The organism is Halarchaeum rubridurum (assembly GCF_014647115.1).
Taxonomy (GTDB): Archaea; Halobacteriota; Halobacteria; order Halobacteriales; family Halobacteriaceae; genus Halarchaeum; species Halarchaeum rubridurum.
Window position 1 is genome coordinate 500,462 of record NZ_BMOO01000002.1, and the last position, 13,450, is coordinate 513,911.

At 61.1% G+C, this 13,450-nt stretch carries 13 protein-coding genes; 3 read left to right on the forward strand and 10 right to left on the reverse strand.

The annotated features are described in order from the left end of the window. Positions 1 to 47 precede the first annotated feature (47 nt). Both IEX84_RS05830 and IEX84_RS05835 read right to left on the reverse strand, forming a co-directional pair. Positions 48 to 1,490, reverse strand: a complete 1,443-nt coding sequence (locus tag IEX84_RS05830; RefSeq protein WP_188870782.1) for an aldehyde dehydrogenase family protein — start codon at positions 1,488 to 1,490, stop codon at positions 48 to 50. 310 nt (positions 1,491 to 1,800) lie between these two features. Then, entirely contained in the window at positions 1,801 to 2,571 is a 771-nt protein-coding gene (locus tag IEX84_RS05835) for an IclR family transcriptional regulator (RefSeq protein WP_188870784.1), read from the reverse strand. Positions 2,572 to 2,661: 90 nt separating this feature from the next. Here IEX84_RS05835 and IEX84_RS05840 point away from each other — a divergent pair, with 90 nt between their 5' ends. Continuing rightward, complete coding sequence (locus IEX84_RS05840) at positions 2,662 to 3,726, forward strand: amidohydrolase family protein (RefSeq protein ID WP_229732317.1); 1,065 nt, start codon at positions 2,662 to 2,664, stop codon at positions 3,724 to 3,726. A 430-nt stretch (positions 3,727 to 4,156) separates the two neighbouring features. Here the strand turns inward: IEX84_RS05840 and IEX84_RS05845 are convergent, their stop codons facing one another. The 6 genes from IEX84_RS05845 to IEX84_RS05870 all read right to left on the reverse strand — a co-directional run bounded on the left by IEX84_RS05845 (position 4,157) and on the right by IEX84_RS05870 (position 10,083). After that, the gene (locus IEX84_RS05845) at positions 4,157 to 5,743 is read right to left on the reverse strand and encodes a transposase (protein WP_188870785.1); all 1,587 of its coding nucleotides are present in this window, start codon (positions 5,741 to 5,743) and stop codon (positions 4,157 to 4,159) included. Positions 5,744 to 6,147: 404 nt separating this feature from the next. Continuing rightward, entirely contained in the window at positions 6,148 to 8,430 is a 2,283-nt protein-coding gene (locus IEX84_RS05850; RefSeq protein WP_188870787.1) for a heavy metal translocating P-type ATPase, read from the reverse strand. Between the two features lie 146 nt (positions 8,431 to 8,576). After that, positions 8,577 to 8,774, reverse strand: coding sequence for a heavy-metal-associated domain-containing protein (locus tag IEX84_RS05855; RefSeq protein WP_066419296.1), 198 nt, complete (start codon positions 8,772 to 8,774; stop codon positions 8,577 to 8,579). 146 nt (positions 8,775 to 8,920) lie between these two features. Further along, complete coding sequence (locus tag IEX84_RS05860; RefSeq protein WP_188870789.1) at positions 8,921 to 9,316, reverse strand: hypothetical protein; 396 nt, start codon at positions 9,314 to 9,316, stop codon at positions 8,921 to 8,923. A gap of 137 nt (positions 9,317 to 9,453) precedes the next feature. Beyond that, complete coding sequence (locus tag IEX84_RS05865; RefSeq protein ID WP_188870792.1) at positions 9,454 to 9,729, reverse strand: DUF7521 family protein; 276 nt, start codon at positions 9,727 to 9,729, stop codon at positions 9,454 to 9,456. 3 nt (positions 9,730 to 9,732) lie between these two features. Beyond that, entirely contained in the window at positions 9,733 to 10,083 is a 351-nt protein-coding gene (locus IEX84_RS05870) for an ArsR/SmtB family transcription factor (RefSeq protein WP_188870793.1), read from the reverse strand. Positions 10,084 to 10,197: 114 nt separating this feature from the next. On the opposite strand from IEX84_RS05870, the gene IEX84_RS05875 reads away from it, so the two are divergent. Both IEX84_RS05875 and IEX84_RS05880 read left to right on the forward strand, forming a co-directional pair. Further along, positions 10,198 to 10,758: a DoxX family protein gene (locus tag IEX84_RS05875; protein WP_188870795.1), complete on the forward strand. Its 561-nt coding sequence runs from the start codon at positions 10,198 to 10,200 to the stop codon at positions 10,756 to 10,758. Between the two features lie 112 nt (positions 10,759 to 10,870). Then, positions 10,871 to 11,176: an SHOCT domain-containing protein gene (locus IEX84_RS05880; RefSeq protein ID WP_229732318.1), complete on the forward strand. Its 306-nt coding sequence runs from the start codon at positions 10,871 to 10,873 to the stop codon at positions 11,174 to 11,176. 14 nt (positions 11,177 to 11,190) lie between these two features. Here the strand turns inward: IEX84_RS05880 and IEX84_RS05885 are convergent, their stop codons facing one another. Both IEX84_RS05885 and IEX84_RS05890 read right to left on the reverse strand, forming a co-directional pair. Continuing rightward, positions 11,191 to 11,640: a universal stress protein gene (locus IEX84_RS05885; protein WP_188870799.1), complete on the reverse strand. Its 450-nt coding sequence runs from the start codon at positions 11,638 to 11,640 to the stop codon at positions 11,191 to 11,193. A 388-nt stretch (positions 11,641 to 12,028) separates the two neighbouring features. Then, positions 12,029 to 13,414 carry a permease gene (locus tag IEX84_RS05890; protein ID WP_188870801.1) on the reverse strand — a complete coding sequence of 462 codons (1,386 nt, stop codon included), beginning with the start codon at positions 13,412 to 13,414 and terminating at the stop codon, positions 12,029 to 12,031. Between the last annotated feature and the right edge of the window lie 36 nt (positions 13,415 to 13,450).

Consider the following 13,450-nt stretch of genomic DNA (forward strand, 5'->3'; position numbering starts at 1 on the left):
ACTTCCGAGCGGACGGGCTTAACTGTGTCCGTCGGTCCGATACCGCCTCAGCGGTCGATGGAGACGACGACGTTCTTCGTCTGCGTGTACTCCTCGACCGCCTGGAGGCCTTTCTCGCGGCCAATCCCGGACTCCTTGTAGCCGCCGAAGGGGGCCTGTGGCGCGGTCACCGGGTACTCGTTGACGGTGACAGTCCCGGCTTCGAGTCGGTGTGCGACCCGGTGGGCGCGCGAGACGTCGGCCGTCCAGACGGTCGCGTAGAGCCCGTACTTCGTGTCGTTCGCACGGCGGACGACCTCTGCCTCGTCGCTGAACCCGTAGAGGGTGAACAGCGGACCGAACACCTCCTCGCGGGAGATCGGCGCGTCGTCCGCGACGCCGTCGATCACCGTGGGCGCGTAGAAGTTCCCGGTCTCGCGCGGAATCTCGCCACCGGCGAGGACGCGACCGCCGCGTTCGACGGCGTCGTCGACCGACGCCGCGACGCTGTCGCGGGCGGCCTCGCTGATGAGCGGGCCGACGTCCGGGTCGTCGCTACCGGGGCCGACGCTGAGCGCCGCGGTTTCGTCGGCGATGCGCTCTGCGACCTCGTCGTAGACGGCCTCGTGGACGAAGATGCGCGTCGTGGCGAAGCAGGTCTGCCCGGCGTTGAAGAACACCTTGAGCGCGTCCTCGACGACGTGGTCGAGGTTCGCATCGGGGAAGACGATGCCCGGGCTCTTCCCGCCCGTCTCCATCCCGACGGGCGTGAGAGTGTCCGCGGCGTCCTTCATCACCTGCTTCGCCGTCTCGGTCGATCCCGTGAACACCACCTTGTCGACCCGGTCGGCACCGGTGAGGGCCGCACCGGTGTTCGCGCCGTCCCCTGGGACGGAGTTCCAGAGTCCGGCGGGGAGTCCCGCTTCGGTGACGATGCGGTTCATCTCCAGGACCGTCAAGGGCGCTTCCGGTGAGGGTTTAGCAACTACGGCGTTGCCACAGGCGAGGGCGGGCGCGATCCCGCGAAGCGAGAGTAGCGATGGGACGTTCCACGGGACGATCTGGCCGGTGACCCCGAGCGGTTCAAGGCGGGTGTAGTCGAGATACCCCTCGCCGACCGGTATCGTCTCGCCCTCGACCTTGTCCGTGAGGCCGCCGTAGTAGTCGAAGTACTTCGCAGCGTTGGTGACGAAGAGGCGCGACTGGCTGATCGGCCGCCCGGTCTCGGCCGTCTCCAGTTGCGCAAGCTCCTCCGCGTGGTCGCGGAGGGCGTCGGCAGCGTCCTTCAGGATGCGACCGCGCTCGCTCGGGTCGATTGACGTCCACTCGCGCTGGGCGGCCTCGGCGGCGTCGAGCGCCGCGTCGATACCGTCGGCTCCCCCCTCGGCGACGGTCGCGATGTCGTCACCCGTCGCGGGGTCGGACACCGCGAACGTCTCGGTCGGCTCCCGGTACGCGCCGTCGATGTAACACCCGAACTCACCGAACGAACCGGACGCGTGGTCTGTCATCGCGTCATCGTATATCGACCGACCAGATAAGTGTTCCCACGCGCGTCGTGAGGGCGTGCAGGAGAGCGGACGACGCAGTCGACCCACGACGACACGCCCGTCGCGATTCGGCGGTACATCCGTTCGGATTCGGCGTCGCCGAATGGACGGCCCCGTCACCGTCGAGGGGCGGTAACACGGCCGACTCGCGCGCAATCGCTTTACGCCAATATTGTCGTCAAGGTCGAATGGAGGAGAAGCTCGGCAGCCGCCGTATTACCTACTATCGAACGTTATATATGGCGTTCGGTGACGCCGAATGGAGCGGCCGTCAGTCCGTCGTCGCGGAGAGCTTGAGCTCGATCTCGTTCGCCGCCGAGACGGTCGCATCGATGACTGCGTCGAGGTGCGCGCCCTTCAGGCGGTTGTGCGGGCCGGTGACCGTGATGGCGCCCACAACGGTATCGTCCGGGACGAGCGCGACCCCGACCGAGCGCGTCCCATCCGCGACCTCGCGGTCGTTGACGGCGTAGCCCTGCTCCCGAATCGCGGCGAGCGTCTCGAAGAGCACGTCGGGAGTGGTGACCGTCCGGTCGGTGCGCCCCGTGAGCCCGTGTTTGTCGATGATGGCCTCGACGCGCTCGCGCGGGAGTTCCGCGAGGATGGCCTTGCCGGACGCGAGGTAGTGCAGGTCCCGGCGCGCGCCGACGCGCGCGAACGTCTGGACGGCCCGGTCGCCCTTCGCGCGATCCAAATAGACTGCCCGTCCGTTCTCCTCCGCGACGGCCCACGCGACCTCCTCGGTGTCGTCCGCCAATCGCCGAAGGGTGGCGCCGTCCATCTCGGCGATCCAGTGTCGCCGCCGGGCCTCCATCCCGTGATCGAGGAAGGCGAGACTGAGGTAGTAGCGGTGGTCGTCGCGGACCAGATACCCCAAATCACGGAGAGTGGAAACGTGGTCGTGGACGGTGCTGCGCGCGAGCCCGAGGTCCGAAGCCAGGTCGTCGAGCGTCGCGCCGTCGCGCTCGTGTACCGCCTGCACGACGGCGAACACGGTGTCGGCCGTTTTCACGCGCCGGTTCGGTTCGTTCCGCGGTGGCATACGCCCCCCTCGGCGCGGCGGTCGTATATCCTTTCCCCCGACGAGAGCGGAGCAACTACTAAGAGGCCCCGCGACCGACGTGTGGTACCGATGAGCCAGATGGTTATCGATGGGGAATGGCACAGCGCCGAGTCCGGATCGAACATCCGCGATTACCTCTCCGACGAGACGTTCAAGGCCGACGAGGAAGCCGGCTACACCGCTGGTCCGGCCGAGTGGGGGCCGATCCAGTGGGACGGGTGGGACCGGAGCGCCGGCGGTCGGAGCCGCATCGAGATTCACCAACCCGACATCACCGACGCGACGGACGTCGACGAGAACCGCGAGCAACTCGGCATCGACCGCGTCGTTTTCTCCCCCGGACAGTTCCGGATGACGACCATCCCCTCCCAGGAGAAACAGGTGCCTTACATGCGGGCGTTGAACGACCTCACCGTCGACCGGTTCGCAAAGGGCGACGGGACGTACTACGCGAAACTCTTCGTCATGGGCGACCACCCGAAGGAGAGCGCAGCGGAGATACGGCGACACGGTGACGAGGACGGCATCGTCGGCGCGATGATCACCGACGTCGGCCCCACCTATCCGATGGGACACAAGAGCTACCGGCCGCTGTACGAGGCCGCCGAGGAACACGATCTCCCCATCATCCTGCACTCGACGACCGGAATCGTCCCCGGGTTCCCGATCACCGGGATGAAACCGAAGAACTTCGCGGAGTTCCACACGCTCGCACACACCATCCCGAAGATGTGGCACGCGAACAGCCTCATCGTCCGTGGGATCGTCGAGGAGTACGACGTCGACTTCGGCTTCTGGGAGGGCGGACTCTCGTGGATTCCGGCGCTCGCGGAACGCCTCGACCGCGAGTACCTCGAACGCTCCGGGGAGTTTGCAGACCTCTCACAACTCCCCAGCGAGTATCTCTCCGAGTTCTACTACGGAACCCAACCCCTCCCCGAGGAAGCGACCGGGATGGTCGACCTCCCAGGCCTCATCGAGCGCGCGAACCTGGAGGATCAACTCGTCTACAACTCCGACCGGCCGCATCAGGACTTCGACGCCCCCGCGGCAATCGAGAACCTCGAGGGAATCAGTGAGACACAGCGGACGAAGATACTCAGCGAGAACGCCGCGACCCTGTTCGGCCTGTGAGTGATCCGCCGAACGTCGCGCCGGACATCGGCGACGACGGGTTGTTCCGTCGAGACCGCGCCGACCACCCGAACCCGAGACGGCAAGGACGACCAACGCGCACGTCGCGGGCTTCGACGAGACGAGTGGTCGTCTGAAACCGGGTACTGTCGGCGACACGTTTCGGCCGCACGCGGTCATCTGAGACGGCGACATTAAATAAACTGTTTGACGCTATACTAATGGGTGATGCTTCAACCGCACCACAGTTTCGGAGGATAGCCCAGTTTCAGATCGAATTAACATCACTTCGTGGTTCTTCTCACCGACCAGTCCTGATTTGGATCCTTACCGATCGCATCTACTGGGCGGACGTGCGAAATTGCGTAGATTCTGCCGCTCCTGATTAGGGTTGTCACTCCCAAACGGCGGACTCAGGGGGATCAGCCGGTTAGTCGTGTGGAATCAACGACGAGGCAACGAGCTCAACACACTCACCCGCAGTAATCACAGGTGCGTAGTCCATCTCACCTCCCACACTCGCTTTCAGCAGGAAGTCGGTGAGCCGCCAGATATTGTACAAGAGGACCGCGAAAACGAAGTAGAACAAACGAATGCGGTAGTCTTTCGAGGAGGTCTTCGCGAGAAAATCACCTTTGATCGATTTGTACTCACTCTCGATCTGCCACCGGCGGCTGTAGCGCTGACAGAATGTCTCGGCTTCCTCAGGACCGACTCGTAGATTCGTCGCGAAGACGGCCGTTCCCTCCCCACTCGTCGACGGCACGTACAGGAGCCGCATTGGATGCGATCCAGATTCTACATGGATAGAAGCCGACTCAACAGCCACCTCTTGGTCGTCTCCCTCCATTTGTTCGAGCACATCCCGTTCGGAGCTTGAGACTCGCTTCGGAATGAGGTAGTTCACATCGAGGTTTGAGAGTGTCTGGAACACTTGTATCGAGTCAAACTCTCGATCACACAGCACCGTCTCGATCGGAACTTGTTCTTTCGCTCGTCGAACGAGCCGTCGCACAGTACGATGGATCTGATTCGACGGGTTCTCATCCCACTCGGAACTCTCACGGACCGGCTCAACCGCCAGAACGAGCGGGATGTTCTGCCCGATGATCGAGAGGGTTGCGAATTTGAATGCTCGACCGTCTCTGTCCTTGGTCCCGCTGACCATCGGCATTCCTTCGACCTCTCCGTAATAGGGAATAGTCGTGATATCGATTGCAGCGGTGACCGGCCTTCGAAAGGATGCTTCCGAGGCGATCACGGAGAGCAAGCGATCCGTTGTCTCGTTGAATCCGTTCACGAGTTCTTCGGGATCGAACTGCTTGACGGCGCGGAGGTGGGTATCACCATGGGGGCTGTACTCTTCGCCATGGCGATATTGGAAGCGAGTCGCTCCCTGCGCAGTTCCACAGTGGACCATCCCCATGAACGTCTGTAGCTCAAAGAATTGTGTGTCCTCGTACGAGGCGTTCGACGCCCGACCAGAGTCGAAGTGACCGAAGGCGTGATCACGCGCGAGGCGCGTTGTCTGGATGATCTCCTTCTGTGAGAAGGATTTGTCTTCTACTGGATCTGCGGCTTCTTGCTCATCGTCGACGATCTCTGCCTTAGGCCGCACCTCCGGCGCTGAGATGTCGCGATCGTGGACTTCCTTGATGACGTAGTGGGCGGCTGTGGTGACGAACTCCCGGGTCGCCTCGTCGAACCGGTTACGCCAGGTCCGCGAGAGCACCGATTCGTCGGGGATTTTCTCCAAGTCGAAGACAACTGCGAGTTCGGGATACTGGGCGAGCGAACGGTAGCTTTCGCCAGTGAGTTCGCGGTAGAGTAACAAGCGTACCATCCCCTCGAACGAGTGCGGTGCTGGATGCCACTCTGGGTAGCCGTCATTGAGCGAATCGAACGGCCCCTCCAGAGTTCGAAGAGCCGTGCAGAGGGACTGATCGGCTTTGAGTGCCTCTGTGAGTGTCAACCCGACAAGGTAGGCGTCGGTCAATCGGTGCTCCTGAGAAGTCATGTGAGCTATCCCATCAGCCAGTCACACAAGCGGCGCGATCCCATCCTCTTTGCGCAGGAACCGCTGCTGTTGAATCGGTCAGCACAAACAAGTACTCTGTAAGTCTCGCAGCTACGCTTCGTTCACTCATAGCTAACACCTTCATTGATGATGACTCAATCATCCTGCTCGACGTTGAGGGTGAGAAACTGGTCGGGAGATTCTGGAATCAACTATGCTGAGATAACTCGTGTGAGGACAACCAGCTTCTCAAGAAGAGGCGCGGCGTGAGTGGGAAAACTGGCATCTATAGCCCGTTAAATCGGTTTACAGAGTGCCATCTATCCAAACTGCACCGATTTTCTGATTCCGAATACCAACCGTATGCAATCGAAAAACCCCTCCTAAAGCGATCAGGCAGAGTTTCAGTCTGCAGTTTGGGTGCTAGTGGATGGTGTCACTCCTGGAAGCTCGGGGATGGATAGATCCACCCGGCGGAGCAGTTGCGCGTTGATGGCGACGATTACTGTACTCAACGACATCAGAAGCGCACCCACAGCGGGAGACAGCAGAATCCCGATCGGTGCCAACACGCCTGCTGCGAGCGGAATCGCGAACACGTTGTAGCCGGCGGCCCAGACGATGTTCTCCTGCATCTTCCGGTAGCTCGCCTTACTGAGTTTCACGAGTCGCACTACATCCATCGGGTTGTTCTGCACGAGAATGACATCCGCCGACTGGACGGCGACGTCGGTGCCGCTCCCGATGGCGATCCCGACGTCGGCTCGCGTCAGCGCCGGCGCATCGTTTACACCGTCACCAACCATCCCCACGAGCTTCCCCTGGTCTTGGAGTTCCTGGACTTTCTCGTCTTTGTCTTCGGGGAGGACCTCGGCGAACACCGTGTCGATGCCCAGTTCGTCAGCGACAGCGTTGGCGACGTCCTGGGAGTCGCCAGTCAGCATCGCCACTTCGATTCCCAGATCGTGGAGGGCGTCGACGACGCGGAAACTCTCTTCACGGATTACGTCGGCCATCGCGAACGCGGCGATCAACTCACTGTCACGAACGAGATACACCACCGTTTGAGCGTTCTGTCCCGCCTCGTCAGCGAAGCGCTGGAGATGGGCGGGGATCTCGCTATCGAGCTGGGTCAACAGGTTCGGCCCACCGACGTACACCTCGTTTCCATCGACGTTTGCGCGAACCCCTCGCCCTTTGATCGCCTCGAAGCTGGACGCATCAGGGGCACTGAGGTCTCGCTCGTCGGCGGCCTCGCGGATCGCTCGGGCAATCATGTGTTCGGAGTCGCTCTCGACGGCTGCCGCCAGCCCGAGCGCGTCATCCTCGTCGACGCCGTCGACGGTCGCCATATCCACGACGCCGTGTTCGCCTTCGGTGAGCGTCCCTGTCTTGTCGAAGATGATGGCGTCCAGGTTCCGTGCGTCCTCCATCGCGATTCGGTCGCGAACGAGCATCCCGTTGCGCGCTGCAAGTGAGGTGTTGATCGCGACGACCAGCGGGATAGCGAGCCCGAGAGCGTGTGGGCAGGCGATGACGAGCACCGTCACGACTCGCTCGATTACCGTCGCGTCGAACGAGACTGCGACCGTCCACGCAATCGCGGTCACGACTGCCGCCCCGAGCGCGACGTAGAACAGCCAGCCGGCCGCCCGGTCGGCCAACACTTGCGTCTTGGACTTGCTCTGCTGGGCTTCCTCGACGAGGCGCATAATGCCCGCGAGTGTTGTCTCCTCGCCCGTCGCACCGACGCGAACACGGAGACTCCCGTCGCCGTTGATGGTGCCGCCGATGACCTCGTCGCCAGGCTCTTTCGAGACGGGCTTGGACTCGCCCGTGATCATCGACTCGTTGACGTCGGAGTCACCCTCCTCGACGGTGCCGTCAGCAGGGACACTCGCGCCCGGCCGGACGAGCACGAGATCGCCTTCCGAGAGCTCACTGACGGGGACCTCCTCGGTCTCCCCGTCGTCGGTGATACGCTCGGCGGTGTCTGGCATCAGTTTCGCCAGTTCGTCGACCGCGCTGGAGGCCCGCCGGACCGACCGCATCTCGATCCAGTGGCCCAGCAGCATGATGTCGATCAGCGTGACGAGCTCCCAGAAGAACGCCGACTGCGTGGGGAAGGCCACGCTCGCGAGACTGTAGACGAACGCGACGGTGATCGCCATCGAGATCAACGTCATCATCCCCGGCGACCGATCTTTCAGCTCCGGGAGTGCCATCTGGAGGAACGGAATCCCACCGTAGGCGAAGACGATGACCGCGAAGACAGGGTTGATCCACTCGCTGCCCGGGAACACAGGAACGGAGAAGCCGAGCCACGCCTGCAGCATTTCGCTGTACAGGAGAACGGGAATCGACAGGAGCGTCGAAACGAAGAAACGCCGGCGGAACATCTGTTCGTGGCCTTCGTGCATCCCGCCATGGCCCTCGCCGTGTCCATCGTGTGAACCGTGGCCGTGCCCGTCGCCCTCGTGTCCGGCGTGCTCGTGCTGCTCGTGGGACGCCATCTCACCTGCCGCAGCAGGGTGAGCCTCCTCCTCTAGTAGCTCCTGTTCTACCCCTTCCTCGTCCGATTCCGCGACCGCTTCATCGTGCTCACCGTGTTCGTGCTGGTGACTGGTGGTGTCCGGCTGGTCCTCTCCTCCCGGGGAATTCTCAGTTGTATCTTTGTGGTCGTCCATGAGTCATGTTCTCTATTGAGGTGGCTCCGCCGGCTTCCTGAATCTTCGGCCCTGAAACCGTACAGCAAGACCAGCGTAGACAAGCTCCGAAGACAACGGTTAATCGTCGTCTCGAAGCGACTTGTGCTATCCGCAACGCACGATACTCAGGCGTGAGCGGTGTATCCCGCGTCTTCGACGGCCGCCACGAGGGCCGTGACCTCTGCTTCACCGTCGACACTTGCCTGTTCACTCTCCCTATCGACGGTCACGGAAGTCACGCCAGAGACCTCTTCAAGGGCCTCTTCGACCGTCTGCTCACAGTGACCGCACGACATTCCTTCCACGGTGATGGTCGTCGTCATACAGAGGTACATACGGCTCCCTCCCTTTAGCGGATTTCCCCTTCGATTATACTGGTCTATTGGGGGTCAAACTTTAGATACCAAGCAATACGTGCAGCCGCAACGAACCAAATCTCAGATTCAGCAACTGACGATGGCGGGAAGACTCAGGTATCGTTGTGGCGCTCCAGATACGTCTTCGCCGCTAAAAAGACGTATAGTGCGCCGATAGCCCGAATACCCGAGCGGAATCGCTCGTTCCATTCGATCGACTCCGGACGCTCGTACAGGAACGCGGTGGCAAATCTTCGATACAGATCGGGAAACAGGAAGACGATAGCGCCGAACACACCGGTAAGATTCATCAGCCACGCGTATGCTCTCCCGTCGAGGAGGGAAATCGCAGCTATCAGAACGCCCTCAGACCGGATAGCTGGACGGACCCACCCTCTCACCGTTCCCTCGCTTGGATTCGCAATTGCGAGTTTCTCGAAGAGCTCGACGATTTCGTCCGGGAACAGCGCTGAGAGAGCGCCAAGGACACCCACGAGTGTTCGAATCATCCGATACGGTACGACTGAGACGGATATAATTCCCGCTGTGATCCTACACTCCCGAGAACGATGGGAGACCGAACAGTACCGGCTTCGAACCGAAGACGATACACAGAGACCGTTTTTCGAACGAACGTCCCGAATCCTCAGGGGTTCGGGGCATACAGGGCGTAGAGAATCGACAGCATCCCGGCGGCGGTGACGAGTGCTGCGACGAATCCTGCTTCGAAAATCGACACTTGGAAGATCTCGAAGAGCACGCCTTCAAGGAGGCCACCAAGACCGACCAGCGCGAAGCCAGCGGCGACGTACAGGAGTAACTGCGTGTGATGCCGTTGGTATCCGCGATAGGCCTGGTAGGCGATCACCAGCGCCAGGGCGGTCGTGAACAGCTTGCCGATGACGAATAACGTGTGTTCCATGAGTCAGTCTCCCCGCATTTCCTCGAAGATGGACGTGATCCGGTCGGCGGGGTCCGGCCGGACGTCGATCTGCACGTCGAACCCCTCCGCCTGCAGGAGTACTTCGACGCGTTCGAGGCGCGCTTCGTACTCGCTGTAGTGCCGGCCGCCCGGGTCGACGTGCGTGTACTCTTCGAGGAGGCCCTGCTCGACGAGGCGGGTGACCCGGCGCGAGACGGTCGGGCGTGACATATCGCATTCCTCGCTGAGTTCCTTCGCGGAGAGTCGGTCGGTCTTCGTCGCCACGAGGATGTCGCGGGCGTACTCGTCGTCGAGCGTGGCGAAGATGTCCGACGGGTCGGCCTCCCCAGTCACACTCCTCTAATCGCCACAGGAGGGTAATATAGTCCCCCGGTTTTCTGACTCAGAACGCCGGCTCGCTATTATATCGTCTCTACCCGCCTACTGATAGTTGAAGGTGCAATGATTATGTCCACACTCGACTCCGGCATGAACCAGCTTGAGAGCAAAGTCGGCGGCCTGACCGTCGGCGGGAAAGTCCACAGCCTCAGCGCGTGGTTCGTGCTGGCGCTCCGTCTCATGATGGGCTACGCGTTCGCGTACTCCGGGTTCACGAAGATCACCGGCGAGTTCGCGGCCGGTGGGTACCTCTCGAACGTTGCGGCGACGAACGGGAACCCGCTCGCAGGGATGTTCGCGTGGATGGGCTCGACGCCGTGGTTCGTCGAGTTCGCGAACGTCGCCGTCCCGTGGGGCGAGCTGTTCATCGGCCTCGGCCTGCTCGTCGGCGCGTTCGTCCGCCTCGCGGCGTTCTTCGGCGCGCTCATGATGCTCATGTTCTACTTCGGGAACTGGGACATGGGCCACGGGTTCATCAACGGGGACTTCGCGTACATGCTCGTGTTCCTCGCGGTCGCCGCGTTCGCCGCGGGCCGCATCCTGGGCCTCGACCAGTACATCGAGAACTACGACGTCGGCGGCGAGACGCTCGTCGAGCGCTACCCCGCCCTCGAATACATCCTCGGCTAACCACGCCGAGACCTTTGGGAGTACAACAATGCAAAATCCAATTCAAGCACGCGGGATTCGTTCTCTGGGACTCATCGTCGTTGGAGCGCTGGCTCTGGCCGTCGTCGCCGGAATGGCGCTAACACAGGCGACCGTCCCGGATGCAATGATGTGGAGCTGGCACGACGGCATGTGGAACGACGGCCACATGGCCGGATGGGGTAGCTGGGGCTGGGGGATGATGCTGTTCGGGCTCCTGTGGATGGCACTCCTCGTCGCCGTCCCCCTCGGTCTCATCTACTGGCTGGGGACGCGGTCGCAATCGAACGGCGCCGCCGAGGATAGCGCACTCGCCGTCCTCCAAGAGCGGTACGCTCGTGGCGAGATCGACGACGAGGAGTTCGACCGCCGTCGCGCCCGTCTCATAAGTGGACGGTAGCGGACGGCCGTTTCCTACTCGCTGACTTCAGTTTTCACGACGGTTGCCGGACGCGTCGTCAATCGAAGAACGCGGTCGGTGACACTTCCGAGCAACGCACGATATTCGTCCGGCCGACGTTTGGTACCGAGCACGAGGAGATCAGCGTCACAGTCGTCTGCGTGATTCACGATAGTCTCAGCGGGGCGACCATGTTGCATCGACATCTCGACGTCGACATCGGTCTCTGCGGCTCGACGTCGGAGCTCCGAAAGCGTCTCTTCGCCGTGTTCTTCGAGCCCGTGTTCGGGTCCTTCGGCCTCGTCGACGTATTCGTCCCCGCTGTACGCAGTCACGACATCCTCGTCGACGACATAGAGCACGTGAAGGACTGCGTTGTGAGCGGCTGCGAGCTCGAGTGCGTGCGTCTCAGCCTCTTCAGACGCGACAGTTCCATCGGTCGACAGGAGAATTCGGTCGTACATTCAGTCGGAATTCAAAGGCGGGTATCATAAATTCGGCCATTCGTCTTTAGCTAATACTCAGAGTAATACTGAATAGCATAGATCTGGAGGTGGATTTTGTTAGAACACGACCGCTATGGGCCGAAAATAGGGCCTCTAAAGAATCTGCATCGTCTACTATCAGTAGTAACAGCGGTTCAGTCGCTATATTCGCCCTAGTATTTCCTTCATACATAATATCTACACGAGATATTACCACTGGTCTTAGCTAAAGACGAATGTAAATTCGGCTTCCAATTCTCTCCGCCCAAGAGTCACGAGAGTATATTCAGTATGGTCACGTCAGCGGATGTGCCCAAGCACGACCGACGGACTCAATCGATACTGTAAATCCTCGACGAACTGTCCGTTAGTGGTCGTGTCCCTCCATCACCATCGGATGCCCGGTGGCGTATTCGTTGGGGTCCTCCTCGAAGGTTTCCTTGCAGGTCTGCGAGCAGAAGTAGTACGTCTCACCGTCGTGGGTCGCCGATGGCTCGCTGTCGTCAGTTCGCATCCCACAGACGGGATCACGGTACTGGCCAGGCGCACCGAGGCCGCGACGATACACGTACAGGAGAAAGCCGGAGAGCGCGAACGCAATGAGGTTGAGGTAGAACGTGTAGTTGACCTCGAAGTACGTTTGCTCGGTCGCCGTCTCGCCGCCCGCCAGATCAGGGACGATGTTGAGGGCGTCGAACAGCAGCTCCATGAGGAAGCCCGTGAACGCCATCGTGACGAAGAAGACTCCGAGAATGTACAGCATCACTTTCCAGCCGTAGTATTTCCGGTAGACGTTCAGCACGGGAATCGTGATGAGATCGGCATAGACGAATGCGATGACGCCAGCGAAACTGATGCCGCCGCCCCAGAGCGCGACCGCGAACGGGACATTACCCATGCTACCGACGAAGCTGATAACGGCGATGGCGACGCCCATAATCGCGTTTTCGGCGGTCACGAGCAGCCCGTCGCCCTGGATGAACAGGGTGTTCCACACCCACTGGGGGACGAACACGATGACGAACCCCGATATCAGGAAGCCGGCGATGACGTCCTTCCAGATCATCGACCACTCCTTGCGGTACTGGTTCCCAACTTTGTACCAGCCACCCCACGACAGTAACTCGTCACGCCACCCACCGCGGCTCGACATCTCCTGGCGGTAGGTCTCCATACAGCCCTCCGAGCAGAACTTGAGCGTCTCACCGCCGTCAGTCGTAAGCGTGTACTCGTCTTTGCCTTCCATCCCGCAGGTTGGATCCTCGGTGACGCCCGCCTCGTGATCGCGCTCGTTGAGCGTCTCTCGCACCTCATCGAAGAGGTTCTCCGGAAGCGTGAGATGAACGATGACGGCCATCACGGCGATGAGGATGAGTCCGCCGAGTAACTCTGCGACCAGGAACTCCCAGCCGAGCAGAATCAGAATCATCAATCCGAGTTCGACGATGAGGTTCGTCGACGCGAACATGAACGCGAGGAAGTTCACCGCGTGCGCTCCCTTCTTGAACAGGCCCTTCCCGATAGCGACGGCGCCGAAACTACAGCCACTACTGGCCGCGCCGAACGCAGTCGCCTTGGTGAGTCCGCTCAGATCACCGTCACCGAGGACCTGGGCCATCCGTTCCTTGGAGACGTAGACCTGGACGAGGCTCGTGATCGTGAGGCCCATGATGATCGCCCACGCTGCCGTCCAGAGGAAGCCCACACCGATACGTAGAGCTTCGAAGATGCCATCAATCATCGTCGCTACCATAGGTATCAGTTCGAAGGGATCATCTATTGCAGTTTT